Annotated in this window: 10 protein-coding genes and 1 tRNA gene; 6 read left to right on the top strand and 5 right to left on the bottom strand. The window is 50.5% G+C overall.

The annotated features are described in order from the left end of the window. Positions 1–4: 4 nt before the first annotated feature. Together H6F72_RS07380 and H6F72_RS07385 are read left to right on the top strand one after the other, a co-directional pair. Positions 5–298: an NAD(P) transhydrogenase subunit alpha gene (locus tag H6F72_RS07380; RefSeq protein ID WP_190433308.1), complete on the top strand. Its 294-nt coding sequence runs from the start codon at positions 5–7 to the stop codon at positions 296–298. Continuing rightward, a complete protein-coding gene (locus tag H6F72_RS07385) occupies positions 295–1695 on the top strand; it encodes an NAD(P)(+) transhydrogenase (Re/Si-specific) subunit beta (protein WP_190433311.1) in 1401 nt (466 codons plus the stop codon). The genes H6F72_RS07380 and H6F72_RS07385 overlap by 4 nt, the downstream gene beginning before the upstream one ends. Positions 1696–1761: 66 nt before the next feature. Here the strand turns inward: H6F72_RS07385 and H6F72_RS07390 are convergent, their stop codons facing one another. Then, positions 1762–3177: a glycoside hydrolase 100 family protein gene (locus H6F72_RS07390; RefSeq protein WP_199298946.1), complete on the bottom strand. Its 1416-nt coding sequence runs from the start codon at positions 3175–3177 to the stop codon at positions 1762–1764. A 374-nt stretch (positions 3178–3551) separates the two neighbouring features. Between H6F72_RS07390 and H6F72_RS07395 the strand changes: the two genes are divergently transcribed. Beyond that, positions 3552–6134 (top strand): type II CAAX prenyl endopeptidase Rce1 family protein, encoded by a 2583-nt coding sequence (locus tag H6F72_RS07395; RefSeq protein ID WP_190433312.1) that lies wholly within the window; start codon positions 3552–3554, stop codon positions 6132–6134. Between the two features lie 76 nt (positions 6135–6210). Here the strand turns inward: H6F72_RS07395 and H6F72_RS07400 are convergent. Beyond that, positions 6211–6292 (bottom strand) — tRNA-Leu (locus tag H6F72_RS07400). 267 nt (positions 6293–6559) lie between these two features. Here H6F72_RS07400 and H6F72_RS07405 point away from each other — a divergent pair. The 3 genes from H6F72_RS07405 to H6F72_RS07415 all read left to right on the top strand — a co-directional run bounded on the left by H6F72_RS07405 (position 6560) and on the right by H6F72_RS07415 (position 11473). Next, positions 6560–7081: a DUF2062 domain-containing protein gene (locus H6F72_RS07405; protein ID WP_190433314.1), complete on the top strand. Its 522-nt coding sequence runs from the start codon at positions 6560–6562 to the stop codon at positions 7079–7081. A gap of 472 nt (positions 7082–7553) precedes the next feature. Further along, complete coding sequence (locus H6F72_RS07410; protein WP_190433316.1) at positions 7554–9734, top strand: BamA/TamA family outer membrane protein; 2181 nt, start codon at positions 7554–7556, stop codon at positions 9732–9734. 44 nt (positions 9735–9778) lie between these two features. Then, a complete protein-coding gene (locus H6F72_RS07415; RefSeq protein ID WP_190433319.1) occupies positions 9779–11473 on the top strand; it encodes a serine/threonine-protein kinase in 1695 nt (564 codons plus the stop codon). A gap of 22 nt (positions 11474–11495) precedes the next feature. Here H6F72_RS07415 and H6F72_RS07420 read toward each other — a convergent pair whose 3' ends face one another. The 3 genes from H6F72_RS07420 to mug form a co-directional block, all read right to left on the bottom strand. Then, the gene (locus H6F72_RS07420; RefSeq protein WP_190433321.1) at positions 11496–15767 is read right to left on the bottom strand and encodes a WD40 repeat domain-containing protein; all 4272 of its coding nucleotides are present in this window, start codon (positions 15765–15767) and stop codon (positions 11496–11498) included. Continuing rightward, positions 15760–17118: an ATP-binding protein gene (locus H6F72_RS07425; protein ID WP_190433322.1), complete on the bottom strand. Its 1359-nt coding sequence runs from the start codon at positions 17116–17118 to the stop codon at positions 15760–15762. Before H6F72_RS07425 ends, H6F72_RS07420 begins: the two co-directional genes overlap by 8 nt. Positions 17119–17252: 134 nt before the next feature. Further along, positions 17253–17810: a G/U mismatch-specific DNA glycosylase gene (gene mug / locus H6F72_RS07430; protein WP_190433323.1), complete on the bottom strand. Its 558-nt coding sequence runs from the start codon at positions 17808–17810 to the stop codon at positions 17253–17255. Between the last annotated feature and the right edge of the window lie 81 nt (positions 17811–17891).

The following is a 17891-nucleotide window of genomic DNA, read 5'->3' on the forward strand; positions in this document are numbered from 1 at the left end:
AGCAATGGCAGCAGGATTAATTGCAGGACTCGTCGTTTTTGTCCTTGCCTCTTTTATCGGGGTGGAAGTGATCAACAAAGTGCCACCCACGCTCCACACACCACTGATGTCTGGCTCTAATGCCATCTCAGGCATTGCTGTGATTGGTGCCTTACTAGTGGCTGGCCCCAGAGACTCCAATCTCAGCGTCATTTTGGGCTTGATTGCCATCGTTCTCGCAACCATCAACGTCGTCGGGGGCTTTCTAGTCACAGACCGGATGCTGCAAATGTTTAAGAAAAAAGAGGTGAAGGCATGAGCATCTTTGGTCCTACTGGTATTGAACTAAGCTACTTAATTGCCTCTTCTCTATTCATTATTGGTCTGAAGCGTCTAGGGTCACCCGCTACAGCTCGGCAAGGCAACACGATCGCGGCGGTTGGGATGTTAATCGCTGTCGTTGTTACCTTGCTCGATCGCAATGTGCTCAACTACGAAATGATTTTGTTGGGCATTGCTGCTGGCTCTGTAATTGGGGCGATCGCAGCCCAAAGAGTCGCCATGACCGAAATGCCTCAGATGGTAGGTTTGCTCAACGGTTTGGGTGGTGCGGCCTCGGCTCTAGTCGCGGTGGCTGAGTTTTGGCGGCTACTGGGCACCGCCGCCGCAGTGCCCCTAGAAGCCACAATCACCACGATTTTAGGGGTGCTAATTGGCGGGGTGACGCTCACAGGCAGTTTGGTTGCTTTTGCCAAGTTGCAAGGTATTATGCCCGGTGCCCCAATTACTTTCCAGTTGCAACAGCCTTTTAACCTTTCTCTCTTGCTGATCTTTTTGACTGGCAGTGCCTACCTAATAGTTGAACCTCATAACGTTCCTATTTTTCTAGGATTAGTTAGCATTTCCTTACTTTTGGGTGTTCTATTCGTAATCCCAATTGGTGGAGCAGATACGCCAGTCGTGATTTCGCTTCTGAACTCTTACTCTGGCTTGGCGGCGAGTGCAGCAGGGTTCATCCTAGGCAACAATATGCTGATCATCGCGGGTGCCTTAGTCGGTGCTTCCGGAATCATCCTGACGCAGATCATGTGTAAGGCGATGAACCGATCGATCACCAATGTATTGTTCAGCGCTTTTGGCAGTGGTGCCGCTGCAACAGCAACCGAAGGGGCTCAGGGTGACAAGGTAGTTCACTCCATCGACCCAGAAGAAGGCGCGATGATGTTGGGCTATGCCCGCTCGGTGGTGATTGTGCCGGGATATGGCATGGCAGTCGCCCAAGCTCAACACTCGGTCCGAGAATTGGCTGACCAGCTGGAGAGACTGAATGTGAGCGTGAAATACGCCATCCATCCAGTAGCAGGTCGGATGCCTGGTCACATGAACGTATTGCTAGCAGAAGCGAATGTGCCTTACCCCCAGCTCTGCGACATGGAAGATATTAACCCAGACCTCGATCGCACAGATGTAGCACTGGTGATTGGGGCCAATGATGTGGTGAATCCAGCCGCACGGGACAATGCTAGCAGCCCAATCTATGGCATGCCGATTCTAGAAGTAGACAAGGCACTACACACCATCGTGATCAAGCGGGGCATGAGCGCAGGCTTCGCAGGAGTTGACAACGATTTGTTCTACAAGGACAAAACGATGATGATGTTTGGCGGTGCCAAAGAAGTGGTAGACAAGTTGGTTTCGGAAGTGAAGCAACTTTAGGTCAAAGACTCTAAACAGCCAAAAAGAGGGGTTCTGAATTCAGGCCCCTCTTTTTTATGGACATTTTTAGATGATCCCCAAGTCCTCAAAGCAAATAAGGGAGAGGTTGCTGGGTTTCTGAATCAGCTCTTTGGCTAGTAAATAACCCGCGATCGTCCAGGTTTGGTATCGTCTGGCTTCCTTGCCCACTAGTCGTCCGTTTTTGCCGTCATAGTATTCGGGCCACTCATCTTCAACCAAGCGACGCTCAGCGATTTTGAGGGCTTGCTTACCAATTTCTGGCCGACCTGTTTTCTGAGCTGCTGCGGCCAGCATCCAAAGTAAAACGGGCCAACTGCCACCGTTGTGATAAGACCAAGGCCGATTCTTGGGGTCACAACCAGTCAAGATTTTCCAACCTTGGTCCTCCAGCGCCGGGTAACAAAGTTTCATTGGCATGTCACCCACTAGGTCTTCCCAGCGAGACTCAATCAGTTGCAAAATTCCTTGGGACTGCTCCTTACTCGACAGGCTAGACAGCACAGCCATCAGGTTGCCCACGGCAAAGAAACGGCAGTCAATTTGGGATGGCCCTAAGTTACCCGCTAAGTAGCCGCCTTCTGGAGGCAGCCACTCAGTGAGTTGATAAAACGGAATTGAATCAGAATAAATATTGAACTGGTTGAGTGCTTGCTCGCCGTACTCTTCCACTTTGTAGCGGTAGATGACGTTGAGACGGTGGGTATCGAGCCAATAGTTTTCGCGGATGTGCTTCGTGACTGGCTCTAAGCGAGAATTGACAGCATCGACGAAATAGCGATTGTGCTTGGTGGGCAGCAACAACTCTTGAGCAGAACGCAACGCGGCGTAAAACAGAGATTGAATTTCTAGCGGGTGACCATAAAGCCCCATCCGACGGTCAATCATGCAAGCGCCGTCGGGAACCAACAGGGTGGGGTACATATCGAACCGCGCCACCAGGCAAAGCTCGACAATCAGCCGAATTCCTTGCTGGAAGTCATCCCGGTTAATTAATTCTTCGTCGTGAGTGGCTTTGAAGTAAGCCCGGAGCAAAATTAGCCACCAGAGGCAGGAGTCAACGGGTGCAACTCTCGCGATCGCATGTTCCCCAAAATCTGCCTTGAGCCGTTCGTGCCCGTGAGACGACTCAACCTTGAAGCTAGCTGGCATCAAACCACGGCCTGGCTTGGAGCAGTCAAACTGGCGTTTCTTAGGTTGCAGCTTGAGGGTTTCTTCTAGGAAGTTGCGAACAATGTCGGTTCTGCCCCTGATCAGGAAGACGAGGGCGGAAGAAACAAAGTCACGAATAAAGCACTGGTCGTAGTTAAGGGCTGTTAATTCTGGATCGCGGGCCGCCACTGTGCCTACAGGACGGTCTTGGTAATAAATAATGGATTGTTCTAGGGCTTCCCATGCCTGTTTTTCGAGTGCTGACTTGGCCACTTGGGGTGCTGCTTGTTGGTCTAAAGTTGCTTTGCTCAATGTTCCATCCCTCACCTATTGCTTTGTCTACATCTCTATAAAACTTATGAATAGCGCTATGACTCAGCTGCTGGAGCAGAGTTGCGTGTAATTCTACGAGTTATCTCGGTTGAAGTGCTGTTTCAACTTAGCGCAACTCAAAACCCTTCGCTTCTAACCTAGGAAAGCGATCGCATCAATAGGGCTATGGCATTGAGCAGAATTTTGTGAGTTGTGGCAAGAAAACGCCTTAGCTGATTCTTTAAACAATCAGTATGGGCGATGAAATTTAGCGGTGAATGGTCGGAAGATGGGAACAATGCTTGAACTAAAGTGTTTTCCCAAGTGGTTTTCCAGGAGCCACTACCAAAGCACAACATTATGGCTGCAACAAAATGGCTCTACGAAGCATCAAACGAAAGTTATGCCAGAGCGGGAAATACCGTTTAGGTGTTTTTGTTTTGTTGGCAGCATTGGCCGCGATCGCCTGCTTTCTACTTGCTCCTAAGCCGAAGCCAGCGATCCAGGCAACTGATTACGCAATTCATTCACAGTTAAGCTTCAATCAACCCCAGTTTTATCCTCTGAGCCAAAAACTACCAACCGCTCTCTATCAACCCGTAGGAGAGTGGGTGGGTCGGCTGATCTTACCGAGTCCAAGCTTGTCTGACCCAAAGTTACCAGATGATCAGCAGTCGCTTGCTCAAGCAAATAATGCCTCAGCTTCAGATTGGGTTTGGCTAGAAGTGCAACACGCACCCAGTGAGGCGCAAAGCTTAGTTGGGAAAGTTGTCCGGTTGGAATGGAGCCCCCAGCTAGAAGTCCAAGCTTATGTGCGAGCCGTCACGCAGAATGTCAGCTTTACGGCTAGGACTGAGACCAGTAAACAGCAAGGCAATATTCATCCCGATCGCCTTAATGGTCATAAAGATGTAGGACCGTTGCAGTCTTTGGCTGGAGCTAGACCCAATGATGATGTCATCGTCACGCTCAAGGATGTCACCGTAGTCCCAGCAAGTGACTCTCCCAGCATTCTCCAGATTAGTCAAGAACCTGTTTTAGCCACAGGACGCTTGTACGGGTTGGTGAAAATTTTAGGCGTAGATGACCAGGCAGCTAAGCAAGTAGCACCCAGCCTCTGCCAAAAATCACCCACCTGCGCTCATGAGTTTTTTCGCGTCCAACACTACAATCCAGCTTCTAAAAAATTTGATGGAGTTCTAGAAACAGTTCGCATCCCACAACAACTTGCTGGACGTAGCGGCATTGCGCCCTCAACTCCCCGCCACATCGAAACTTCCCCCGCTGGAAAAGCAGGCTGGTACATTTATGGAGCTAAAAGTGCTGAGGGAGTTTTTGTGGTGCAAGCGATTCAGCCGCGATCGCTGGTACAGTTGCAGTCCGATCGAGTCGTCTTAGGTCATCCAGCAGGGCTCACTTACATCAACCAGCAGAACTGGCAGAAGGTGGAAACGCAGAAAGGCACTGTTCGGAAAGTTTTAGTTAAACCTGGCTCAACCGTCACGAAGGCTAAAGCAAGACCTTTCAAGTGGAAGCTAGGCGATCGCGCGATCGTTTTACATACCTTCGGCGGTATTGGTGGCAGAAAAGCAGAAGCAGCCTTGGGTTATACCGTCACGGGCCACTTTTCCTATGGGCTAGCTGAAGTAGTTCGTGAGCCGCTGACCCAAGAGTTACAGTTTGATGTCCAGTATCAGCAGGTTTACGCCCACAATCCCAATGCCATTATTTCGGGCACCACAACCTGGCCTAATTACATGGGGAACTTACAGTGGGGCTGGTTGGGAACTCGGCCTGTTTCAGATGTCCTGGTGAAATTTGACCCAGTGCTACGCGACTATGACTTCGGTGGCATCACGCTCTCGCCCCTAAGAGAATTTCAGCAACAGTTACAGGTAATGATGGCGCGGTATCGAGTGGGAGATGGGACAGGGAGCGCTACCGTAACGCCTGCAACCTCTTGTGTGCAAGACTCTAACCAAGCGCTCTATGCCACAATTCTGCACATCAAGCAGCAAGTCAGCTCCACACCAGCAATTCAAAGTTGGCTAGCCGCCCATCCTAAAGATGAGCAAACCCTACGGTTTCAGCAGCTCGTATCCTTAGCCAAGGATCTCGAACAGCGGCTGATTCCACTCGGAATTTTGCGATCGGACTGGCAACAAAACGCAACTGTTTTAGCGGGCACCAATTCTCAACCAGACTTTACGAGTAGCCGCGACCCGTTAGCAGGGTTAACCAGTTGGCGGACTATGATTCCCCGCCAAGCCCAAGATGAATTGGCTAACCTATTTTTACAGCATGGAGCACAGCTCTGGTTTCTTCGCACGAATCAAGTCGGCGGCTGGAACCCAGATATCGTCCCCATTGCGCCCACTGCCTTGTTAGGCCAGTTGACCGTTCCAGGCGCGAAAGCTCCGATCGCTTCTATTTTGCTCAATCGGGTTTTGAGTGCTCTGAATCCTTCTGATCTACGAGGCTGGCTGATTACAGTAGGGCTGCTGTTCCTTTATGGAGCGATCGCTTTACCTCTAGGCTTTGCCTCTGGTTTTTTACAAGTCAACCTTTGGCCTGTCAATTGGCTCAGCTATTGTTTGCTGGCATTAAGAGCATTACTCACGCCAGCGCTATTAGAGGAATTAGGCTTCCGAGTATTGCTACTGCCGCATCCCACGGTGGGAGTAGCCTGGTATATCTGGGCTGGATGGGCAACGCTGAGTTTGCTGCTGTTTATCGTCTATCACCCGCTCAACGCCAAAACTCTGTATAGGGCTGGTGCAAACACCTTTTTAGACCCCATTTTTCTGACTTTGACAGGCTTGTTGGGGCTGACTTGTACAGTGGTCTATGCAGTAACAGGCTCTTTATGGGCGATCGCTTTTGTCCACTGGGTGGTTGTGGTGGTTTGGCTAATCGCCTTAGGTGGACATGCAAAACTCGGCATAAAACCCTTATAACGACTGAAACCATAATTTATCCAGGTTGGACAAGTTATGGTTTCAGTCACAAAGTTAATTCACTTTTAATTTTTAATGCGGATGAAAGGACTTGAACCTTCACTCCGTGAGGAACTAGAACCTAAATCTAGCGCGTCTGCCAATTCCGCCACATCCGCCTGTTATCTGGCTTAACTATGATAGCAGAGGTGAACGAAAATCAACTACTGGCAGCGAATAAATATTGAAATTGGAGCTGGAAGTTAGGTGCGATCGCCTAAATTTCAGTACTCTAGGGCGGGGGATCGGCTTTCCACCTGGAGAAGGAGCCAAGAGGAACCAAATTTTCATAACTTAAAATAGAGAGGACAATCTCTAAAGTAGATACGGAATATTGATCTACTCCCGTGTAATTTTTGTTTAGGGACGTAGGAACACATTAAGTCATGAAGCAGTGGCAACGGGGGCTCCGTTATCTTTACCTGAGGTTCGTCCGGTTGCAAGCGACACCTGAGCAGATCTCGCGGGGATTCGCCTTGGGGATTTTTTGGGGGATGTTTCCGCTACCCGGATTGCAAATGGCGATCGCAGTTGTGAGCGCAGCCGTTGTTCGTGGCAGTAAATTGGCGGCAGCAGCAGGAACTTGGTTCAGCAACCCTTTGACGACTCTGCCGTTAACTGCATTTAACTTTCATGTTGGACAGTCAGTGCTAGGGCGAGAGTGGGAAGATTTGCCAACGGAAAATTTGCGATCGCTCGATAGCTTTCTTGCCTTAGGCACGGACTTTATTACTGGCTACTTGATGGGCTGTTTGATTGTCGGGCTGGCCTTTGCAGTAGTTAGCTATTTCGTGGGTATTCCAGTCGTTGATGCAATTCAGCGGCGCAATGCGGCTCGCCGATTAAAGCGACGGAAGGCACGTTTCTATAAGCCTTTGAAGTATCGCGATCGCTCCCAGTTGCACTAACAGTTAGTCACCAAAACGTAGGTTGATGCGATCGCGAGATTAAACCAGTCGTAGTAATAAATGAGCGGCGATCGCAGCAGCCTGGAACTTGATGAGTTGGGTTGCAGTCAAAGTTAACAAAGCAGCCAACGCAACCAGATATTATGCGGTGACGTTGACGGCTACAACTCCTGCTCGCTCAGGTTACTAGACAACATTTGCCATTCAAACTTAATTTTGTGGTGTGAAGGTTTAGCTCCTTGCTAAATCACAGGACTTGTTTGAGTTTTTCAACAGTTCATGAAGCAATTAATGTATTTCTGCAACCTTATACAAACTGACAGGTTGCCTTTAAAGGTTAAAGCAAAGAGCAAGGCAAAATAGAGGGCAGTGTTGACGCTGAACCCGATTCATTACAAGCAAATGTTGTAGGCATGGCGAGACAAGCCTTTTGTGACGAATTAAACCCAGATTGACAAACGAAGTGACTGTTATGCGTGTCCCAACTCTTGCACTTTGTACCCTAGCTGCTGTGGCAGGCTGGGATTTAACTCACCAAGCGAGTGCTGGTCAGGCACCGAAAGCCGTCGTCCCACAGCCTACAGCGAATAATTTTGTCGTCCCTGCCGAAACCACTGCACCCACGCCAGTAGAAGCGATCGCTCCGCCAGAAACCTTGGTGGCTCAGCAGTTTTCAGAGAGCACAACCCAGCCGAGTGACAGCGCCCAGTACTACCAGCAATATCAACCTGCTGTCGTAGTTCCAACGGCACCCGTTGAATCTCAGACTCGGCCTGCTAGTTTCCCTGCGCCAACTACAACTGCGCCAACTCCTACAACCACGGCTCGCCCCAACGCGATCGCCCCATCTCCGCAAGTCGCTGCCACACCCAGCCGAACGACTACGCCACCCAAAACCAATAACGCCAATGGGAATTTGGTGGTGACTGCGACCGATGTAAAAATCGTAGGGGTCAACGAAGAACTGCAACAAGTAGTACGCAACGTGATCCGCACCCGCCCAGGCGGCACCACGAGCCAAAGTCAGTTGCAAGACGATGTCAGCCGCATTTTGAATAGTGGGTTATTTGCCAACGCCAATGTTAGTAGCCGCAGCAATGCCACAGGCTTAGATGTCACCTATCAAGTCACGCCAGTGGTGGTGCGATCGCTGCAATTGACTGGGGCGAAGGTACTCACTCCTGCGATCGCTCAAGAATTGTTTGCGACTCAGCTCGGCAATCAAATTAGCCCTGCCGCGCTCGATCAAGGAGGGCGCAACATTAACAACTGGTACAAGCAAAATGGCTACTCCTTGGCGCGGGTGGTTGCCATTGAACCCAGCCAAAACGGCGTTGTTACCGTAGAAGTGGCTGAAGGAACGGTTGGTAAAATCAACTTCCTCTTCGTCAATGACAAAGGAGAAACTGTCGATGAGGAAGGCAAAACGATTCAGGGTAGAACTCAAGAGTCGTTCCTGAGACGAGAAATTCAGTTACAGCCAGGGCAAACCTTCCGAGAAGACGTAGTTCGCCAAGATTTACAACGACTGTACCAACTAGGTTTGTTTGACAACGCCGAAATCACATTGAACGGTGATTCGCGGCAGGTGGATGTTACTTACAACCTGACCGAGCGTCCACCGAGAGCGGTGAATGTAGGAGCAGGCTACAGCGAAGATAGCGGCATTTATGGCACCGTCAACTACCAAGACCAAAATATTGGTGGCGTCGGCCAGAGCGTCGGCGGCAATGTGCTAGTAGGTCGTCGGGATGTGCAGTTTGATGTCAACTTCAAGAGCCCTTACCGAGTTAGTCAACCCGACAAGATTGGCTATCAAGTCGATGCCTTCCGCAAACGGGGTCTCTCCTCCACCTTCAACGAGGACATCGGCCTACCTAACGGCGACAAAGTTCGCGAAGGCAAATTTGGGGGTGGTGTCACGCTCCAAAGACCGCTAGGAGATTGGCAAGGTTCGGTGGGACTAAACTACACCCGCACCAGCATTCGCGATAGTGATGGCAAGATTTCGCCAGTGGATGAGTTGGGTAATCCTCTATCCTTTAGTGGCACGGGCATTGATGACTTGACGACGGTTTCGTTTGGGGCCACGCGCGATCGCCGGAATAACCCAGTCAACCCCACCGATGGTTCGGTGCTAACACTCAGCACCGCCCAATCAATTCCTGTGGGGCAGGGCAATATTCTCTCGAATCGCCTGCAAGCGAACTACACGCAATATGTCCCCACCCGCATCATTAATTCCAGTAAGAAAGAGCCAGAAGTATTTGCCTTCAACCTGCAAGGGGGAACCACAATTGGTGATTTGCCTCCCTACAGCGCTTTTAACTTAGGTGGTCCGAATACAGTGCGAGGTTACGGCCAAGGGGAAGTTGCCACAGGACGCAGCTATGTCTTGGCCTCAGCGGAATACCGCATTCCAATTCTGACCTCACCTGTGAGTGGAGTCGTGTTTGCTGACTTCGCCTCCGATTTAGGCTCTGGGAACACGGTTCCTGGCGATCCAGGAGCAGTGCGGGAGAAACCAGGTACTGGATTTGGCTATGGAGTGGGAGTGCGAGTCAAATCACCTCTTGGCATTATCCGGGCTGATTACGGCATTAATGACCAAGGTGACGATCGCCTACAGTTCGGTCTGGGTCAGCGTTTCTAAGCTAGAGTGAACGAGAAGGCGCGATTGGCGGTTAGCTGCTGGACATGGACACACTTCTCGGAAAAACCTTACAGGGTGGCAAATATACCCTAGAGCAAGAACTAGGGCGGGGTGGCTTTGGCATTACCTTCAAGGCCATCCATCGCTATTTGGGGCAACCTGTGGTGATCAAAACCCTGAATGAATCGATGCGCCAGCAACCAAACTATGCCGAGTTTGAGCTTAAGTTTCAAGATGAAGCGCGGCGATTGGCGTTATGTGTGCATCCCAATATTGTGCGGCTGAGCGACTTTTTCATTGAAGATGACCGCTCTTATATGGTGATGGACTATATCCCAGGCCCCACCCTAGAAGCGGTAGTTTTTCCAGATCATCCGTTGCCAGAAGCGATCGCTGTGCACTACATGCGGCAAATTAGTGAAGCGCTGAAAGTGGTGCATCGCAATGGCATGCTGCACCGAGACATTAAGCCGCAAAACATTATTTTGCGCCAAAACACTCAAGAAGTGGTGCTGATCGACTTTGGCATTGCGCGGGAGTTTACCCCTGGAGTTACCCAGACTCACACCAGTATGATTTCGTCGGGTTATGCGCCGATTGAGCAATATGTTTCCAACGAAAAGCGCACCCCAGCTACGGATGTTTATGGTTTAGCAGCAACTCTGTATGCTTTGCTGACAGCGCAAATTCCAGTCGCTTCCATTTTGCGCGATCGCCAACAGATGCCTGCACCGCGAGATGTACGGCCCGAACTCAGCCCAGCAGTAAACCAGGCCGTGATGCGCGGGATGGCAGTGGAAGTGCGCTATCGCCCCGCCACGGTCGATGAGTGGTTAGCAATGCTTCCAGAAGTGGCACCTGCAACTCCTGTCGCTCCTGTAGGGGCAACCCAGACGGTAGCTACGGTGGCAGTCGCTCCCCGAAATCGTGAGGTAACACCTCAACCAACGCCAGCAGGCAACGCTACGAATGCCGTAATTCCTGCTACGCGCACTGGTATGCCTTTACCTCTGCTCCTGGGAGGCGTAGCGATCGCAACTGTCGCTGCGGTGGCTCTAGGAACTGTAGCATTGAAGTCTCGTCAACCCGCCACAGAAACCACGGTGACTTCGAGTCTATCCCCTAGTCCAGAGATTACAACCACGCCTACTCCTGCACCTCCTTCACCCAGCATCACGCCTGCTGAGCCTGCACCGCCAGAACCTTCACCCACCGTTACTCCTACTCCAGTCATAGAGCCTTCTCCGCCGATCAGTTTTGAGGAACCATTGGACCAACCCGATGAGAAACCAACAAAAAACGAGGCGGGCGATCGCAGTTCTACGATTCCAACCAACCAACCTGTACGTGGAATTCCCACGGGCGCGTCCAAAAGTGAAGTGGAACAATTATTAGGAGCACCCGCTAGCTTAAAAACAGGCTATTGGCCCAACACCCGCTCGGCTTTGTATGACTTGGGCAATGGCGTGAACTTGGGCTACATCTACGATCGCGACTCCAACCAAGTGCGGCAAACGGAAGCGTCTTTTCCGCCATCGGCTGACCCGTTGGTGATGCGAACGGCACTGAATGGCATGCTAAGTGGCAGGTCTAGCGAGGAGATTGAAGCAGCCTTACGCCAAGTGCGCGATCGCCAAACTAACCAATATTCGTTTGAGCGCAATGGGGTGAAGGGTATCATCCAGCGAGATGATCGCGATCGGATTTACATCGGGGTGTGGGATGCAGATTTGCATTGAGTTGTGTATCAGCGTGCAGTCGCTACTCTTCTCTTAACTTCTTCAGTTCTTCAGGGGTGAAGGGATTTTTACCTGCTTTTAGGGCGATAATCCAACGCTGTCGTTGTGCTTTTACTTCTTTAGCATCACTACCCTGGTTTTCCTCACTAACCCAATTAATGAAGGCTTGAAAGTCTGCAATGGCTCCTTGAGCGTTACCTGTCAAGGCTCTTGCAACCCCACGGCTATCACGAATGCCTCCATGTTCAGGAGCAAGGGAGGCAACTTGCTCGCAACTTTTGAGGACATCTTGAGCGGCACCATTTAAGCTGCCTTGCCAACAGAGTGAGTTTAAGAAATCTACGACGACTGTATCAGGCTCAAGTTCTTGGGCTTTTGCGTAGGTACTGCTTGCTTCCTTGTATTTCTTCTCCTCCACCAGAGCTTGCGCTTTTTGGGTTAATGCAGCAGCGACAAGTTGCTTAGCTTGATTTTCGGGCTTGATCTCTAGGCTTGGATCGAGTTTGACTGCTTCCTTAAACTTGGCGATCGTACCTTGGAGATTTTCTTGCTTTGCTAGGTCTTCACCTTCAGTTAGAAGCTGCTGACTTTGAGCTAAATCTTGTGCTTTTTGTTTAGGTTCTAACTTTAACTCAGAGTTCCATGCTAAAGCTTGCTGAAATTTAGTAACTGCATCCCCAACGTTACCTCTTCTGGCTAACTCTTCACCTTGAACTACTAGGGTTGGGGCTGCTGCCCTTACTAAAGCAGAAGTTTGACAGCTTTTTAGTTCAAGCAGCGATTCAGGATGAGTGATTAAGTAATTTCCTAACCAGGTACAACTTCGAGTTACTAAATCTTGAAAGTCAAAATTCCACAGCTTGATGGTGTTGTCATCACTGGCTGAAGCAATGGTTTTGCCATCGGGGCTGAAACTCACGCTATAGACAGAACCGTTGTGGCCTTTGAGCGATTTAATCTCCTGTCCTTGCAGATTCCACAGCTTGATGGTGTTGTCACCACTGGCTGAAGCAATGGTTTTGCCATCGGGGCTGAAACTCACGCTTAAGACATAACCGTTGTGGCCTTTGAGCGATTTAATCTCCTGTCCTTGCAGATTCCACAGCTTGATGGTGTTGTCATCACTGGCCGAAGCAATGGTTTTGCCATCGGGGCTGAAACTCACGCTATAGACAGAACCGTTGTGGGTCTCTAGACGATTTCGCTCTTGTGTCGCATAGATTGCTTGCCGCAGAGTTGCAGCTGTTTCCATCTGCCGATCAAGAGCCACCTGGTTTGAGTGCTGTAGTTGGCTTGCTGCTTGCAGCCCCTTCACCAAAGCATCAAAAGTTTGATTGGAAGCAAATAAAACTTCTGATGAAGTGTTTAAGGCTGTAATCTCGCTCAGCTCAGCTCGTTGCCGCTGCTCTTCCGCCTGCTGGCGTTGCCGTTCAGCCTGTTGACTTTGCTCATTGGCTTGTCTAGCCGACACGAAAGCAACCGTTGCTAAAGCCGCTAAACAAAAGCCTGCTGCCACAGAGCCGATCAGCGCCCGTTTCAAAAACTTGTTGAGTTTGTCTTCTCCCAGTTTTCTTTGTTGACGTTCTTTTTCCAGCTCAGCCATCAGGGCTTGTAGCTTGGGTTCCTGTTGTTGGCGAATGAAGGCGGCGAGGTAGTCGTGGACGAGTTGGTAGCGGTCTGCGGGTGATTCCTTCAGCAACACCACCAACCCAGATTCCACAAAAATCTGCAGCACCAAATCGAGCTTCTTAGCCCCACCGTTGGCCTCAGTGACTAAAGCTTGTAAATCTCGCTCCAGCTCGGCGCGGGTTTTTAGCGGGCGGGTGCCTTTTTCGTCGGTTAGCAAGTACAGCACCAGCTCTGCCACATCGTGGTTTTCTGGGCCGCAGTCTTCCACCACTTCCGACAGGTAGCGCTTTACCAGTTCTTGCTTCGGGCCACGCTGGTCATATTGCTCCAGTGTTGTAATCGCCTCAGTTTGCAGTTGTGCCCCCACAATCTGCAACTCAATCGGGCGCACCTCCTCCAGTTCCCCCGCCAAATCCCCCACCACCCTGTCCACCAGCGCTGGCTCCAGGTAAAACTGGGCGCGTTCCGTCAGGTTTTGGATGATGGCTTTGGCAGCGGTTGAGGTAAAGTTACCTAAGCCATAGAGTACCCGACAGCCCAAAATATCCTGCTCAATAATCTTCATGCTTTCGAGGCGATTGCACTCAAGCAAATAGTGCAGATAGTCCTCCCGCAGCGACAAAACCACCTTCAGCGACAAAACATTCAGGCACTCACCCAGAAACTCAAAAAACTGCCGCCGTTGTAGGGGTTCAGTACAAGCGAAGAAAAACTCCTCAAACTGGTCAAAGATCAAAATTGTGCGGAGGTTGTCCTGCTCGTTTTGCCGCAATCGCTCCAAAATGGTGGGTAGTGTGTGCTTAGCCGTTGGTTTTACCTGAAACGTTCGGCCCTGGAGGGTGGCAAGTTCCCGCTGCTGAGCGATCGCGCTTAAAGCTTGCGCCAGTTCTTGCCCCAACACTTCTACCCAGTCAGTGTACTTCCGCATCAAGACAGGCAAATTTTCCTGAGTCCCGATCGCCCGATGCTGCAACGCAGGCACTAAACCCGCCGCCACCAAGGAGCTTTTGCCCACTCCAGACAATCCATGCACCACAATCAGCTTGCAGTCATTCCGCCCAATCCGTTGCAGCAAAGCTTCTAAATCTTGTTGTCGTCCAGAGGCAACAATCTCTGGTGCCACATCGCCCAGCTCTGCCACTTGCTGCTCATGCTGCCGAGTGCCCACCTCTTCTGCCACTGCTTCACGCTTCGGCTGTAAGCGACCAGCCCCCACAAAGGCGCGGATGCCATACTGCTGCTCCACCGAGAGGCGAATTTGTTTCGCTTGAAATGCTTCTAGATATTGCTTCTGGCTATGGTACAGATCGCGCAGCTCATTCAACACCCGAATATAAAACTTGGGGTAGCCCTGATCGCCCAGTTGTTTCGCTTGCACCAAGGTCGCGATCGCATGCGAAGTTTCACCCAAAGCTCGCTGCGCCTGAGCCAAAAACAGCAGATACAACCCTTGAAACCAGCGCTGATTTTCTGGCTGTTGCTCCATAATTTCTAGGGCAGCCAGAGCAGCTTGTTTAGCTTTTTGCCACTGTTGTTGCTCCAAGGCCAGTCTGGCGATAAAGCCATAATTTTGAGCAAAGCGCACCTGGGAGTTGTAATACTGCCGCAGCGCGATCGCTCGATTAGCAACGGTTTCTAGCTCATCCCAAGCCTTGAGTTTTTGCAGCACTCGCCCAAGTTGAATCAGACAGTGAGCCACCAGATTGGGCCGCTGCGCTTGCTCAAAAATTTCCACAGAGCGTTGCAAAGGCTCCTGCACCGATCGCCAATCTGCTTCGCCTTGCCTAGCCTGTTCCACCAAAACATACCGATACAGCCCGATATAAAACAGCAACAACCCTACTTTGAGCTTGGGAGAATCAGCAAAGGTTTGGTCGAACTTGCCCTCTGTTTCTGCCGAAGTATTGCCCAAAAAATGAGCTGCCTGTTGCTGCCAAAATTCCAAACTCTGCTGGAAATACTGCAAGCCTACGCTCTTGTCTGCGGCATTCAGCCCTCGGCTAAAATCCAAGCCAGCCTGTAGCTCTGGTTCTATCTGCCCTTGCCCCTGTAAAGCTTGTAAGGCCGATTCCAACTCTGAGGGTTGCAAAATCCCTAAATGAGCTAAGAACTCTAGCCGAGACTGAAAAGAGCGGTTGGATTTCGGGTCTAGCAACGCCGCAAACAACTGCTGAGTTTCTTGGTGCAGGGTTTGCAGCAGCGTGTTAGGGGCGATCGCAAACTCTGCCACTGTGGCCCAACTTTCAAAATCGGGGGCTAACCGCACCAACTTTTTCAGCACATCATCGTGAATCCATAGCACCAAAGGGAAGTGGAAGTGCTTGCGGAATTCCTCTCGCACCTGATTCGTCGCGGTCAGCACTTGGTCCAAGTCGCGAACCGATTCCAAGCCAAACACCATTAAGGCGGCTGGCTGTTGCTCCCCTAACTCAGCCCGGATTGTGGCATAGAGCGTCTGCGCCGTTTCCGTCAGCGTCAAGGTTTGCATCGGCACAGCACAGAGTTTTTGCAACTGCTGCACTAGGCGATCGCGCAAGTTGACATAGTTGCACCGCGCCAAAATCAGCTTGAACTCCCCTTGTGCCGCCTCGATTGCCCAAGCCAGTTCCTCTAGCGCTTCTGTATTTGCTACATCAATCTCTTCCGGTATGAGAGGTTCAGCCATTAGCTTGTAACTCTGGCGCTTCTGCCAAAATTGGGTTCACATCAAACCACGATCCCTCAGGGTCGCGGTACTCAAACACATTGCGACTGCGAATCAGGGTTTGATAGCCTTGGTCACCGCTCACCTTTTTCCGCTGTCGCACCTGCCGTAAGAGTTCCCACTCATCGTCAGAGATTGGCATCGCCATTTCGTTCCGTCGCGATCGAATCACTGCCTCTAGCGTGTCTCGGGTCAGCGGGATCTTGCGTTCTTTCTTAATCCAATCGTTCAGCAACCGCAGCAAATCCCGCGCATGTCCGCCGCTAACTTGGCACAAGCGATGGAGAGTGGTTGGGTTATCAAATAGTTGAGTAATAGCATCCAGGCGCTGCGTCTCATCCAGCTCTGGAAATGCCCTAGTCAATACCATTTGCTTAAGCAGTTCTATGCCCGGCGCGCAATCACTACTGTCTCGCAACTGCACTGGTACCATCGGCAACACCTTGGGTTCTTCAGGGAAGCGTTGTGTCAAGTTGCCATAGTCATTCGAGAACTTGAGAGCTAAAGGCATGGTGTAAACCAAATGGCACTTCAGCCGCGCCAAATATTCACTTTGATCCACAAACAGATATTCCTGCTGCGGTCGTCCCCAGGCTTTTTGGCGGTTATCAATCCGATCTAAGTTGTCGACTACAACTGCCAAGCCCTTCTTACCCTGCTGCTTCAGAGAAGCGATTGCAGGTATTAGGAGTTCCTGATTAATAGCCTCCAGCAACTGATTCTTCTGGGGGCCTAGATATTGGTTGAGCCGTTCGCGTAGTGTTCCGTCACTCTTTACCTTGGCTGTAATTTCGCCAATGCCAAACGCAAGCGAAAATGTTTCCCCTTGGGTGCTAACTCCTACTTCCCCAATACCAGGAGGCTTAAACTTGATGCCTTGGATATCAGCATTCAAAACTTTAGCTGCCCCTTGCAACAACTCCTTGAGCTTTTTGGGCTCTTCAATTTTGATTGCATCTAGACTCTGGCTGACTCGACGAGCGATCGCGAGCAACACATCCCCAATATCTACATCGGCCATTTCCAAGTCTTCGCTGGACTCGAAATAGACCACATGAAACCCTTCATCTTCGAGCTCTGCTTTTAGTCGCAGTAATTCCGTAGATTTACCGCACCCAATATGCCCCGTAAATAGCACACAAGTCGGTTCATCTGGTGAGAAGAAGGTGATGTTGTCTTTCAACTCGCGAATAATCTCACCCCCACGCACCGTCGCAAAATCAATGTAGTACTGGCGGTCTTCAGGGTTTCTGATATCCAGCGTGCGGCTAGGATTGGTAGCTTTGTAGAACTGTTGTAGATCGAGAGGCATGCGATTTCAAAATGACAGCTAAGCTATCTGCCACCATATCCTCTCCTAGAGAACTTACGGAGGATTTTTAGCGGATGTTAACTTCCTTTCAGGTTTCTACACTTAAATAGTTGAGCGATCGCCATCCCAAGCAATTAGGCACGTCTAACAGCGATTAACAATTCTCGAAAGACGATCGCTAAGTCTTTGAGTTGATAATGAGCATTCAAACCACTGGGATTGGGTAATACCCAAACGATCGCGTTGTGTATAGTTTCTTCCTGTCTTCCAACTACAGCTTTGGGTTTGCCAAAGGCAGTTCGATAAGCACCAATGCCCAAAATTGCTAAGCAGCAGGGGCGATATTGTTCTACCTTGGCTGCTAGATTTTGACCGCCAATCAATAGTTCTTGCTTGGATAACTCATCGGCTGTAGCAGTGGCGCGATCGACGACATTAGTGATGCCATAGCCGAGTTTGAGCAGATCACGGTCTTCAGCAGGGTTGAACAGGCGATCGGTGAACCCCGCTTGATGTAAAGTCGGCCAAAAGCGATTGCCAGGACGCGCAAAGTGATGACCCACCACAGCGCTGTAGAGGCTGGGATTGATGCCACAAAACAGCACCTTGAGATCAGGGGCGATGACATCAATCATCGTTTCGCCGATCGCAGCCTGGATTTCTTCCTTAGTTGGTTTACGCAGAGATGCCATTTATTTCCAATACCCTAACAACTGTAGGGGCGAAGCATTTGTAGCAATAGTTGTAAGGAGCAAGGAATCGGGTGCAAATGC

It is taken from the genome of Trichocoleus sp. FACHB-46 (assembly GCF_014695385.1).
Taxonomy (GTDB): Bacteria; Cyanobacteriota; Cyanobacteriia; order FACHB-46; family FACHB-46; genus Trichocoleus.

Coding starts and splice junctions, on each gene's coding strand:
- H6F72_RS07380 (WP_190433308.1), top strand. CDS start 5: ATGGCAGCAGGATTAATTGCAGGACTCGTCGTTTTTGTCCTTGCCTCT.
- H6F72_RS07385 (WP_190433311.1), top strand. CDS start 295: ATGAGCATCTTTGGTCCTACTGGTATTGAACTAAGCTACTTAATTGCC.
- H6F72_RS07395 (WP_190433312.1), top strand. CDS start 3,552: ATGGCTCTACGAAGCATCAAACGAAAGTTATGCCAGAGCGGGAAATAC.
- H6F72_RS07405 (WP_190433314.1), top strand. CDS start 6,560: ATGAAGCAGTGGCAACGGGGGCTCCGTTATCTTTACCTGAGGTTCGTC.
- H6F72_RS07410 (WP_190433316.1), top strand. CDS start 7,554: ATGCGTGTCCCAACTCTTGCACTTTGTACCCTAGCTGCTGTGGCAGGC.
- H6F72_RS07415 (WP_190433319.1), top strand. CDS start 9,779: ATGGACACACTTCTCGGAAAAACCTTACAGGGTGGCAAATATACCCTA.
- H6F72_RS07420 (WP_190433321.1), bottom strand. CDS start 15,767: ATGGCTGAACCTCTCATACCGGAAGAGATTGATGTAGCAAATACAGAA.
- H6F72_RS07425 (WP_190433322.1), bottom strand. CDS start 17,118: ATGCCTCTCGATCTACAACAGTTCTACAAAGCTACCAATCCTAGCCGC.
- mug (WP_190433323.1), bottom strand. CDS start 17,810: ATGGCATCTCTGCGTAAACCAACTAAGGAAGAAATCCAGGCTGCGATC.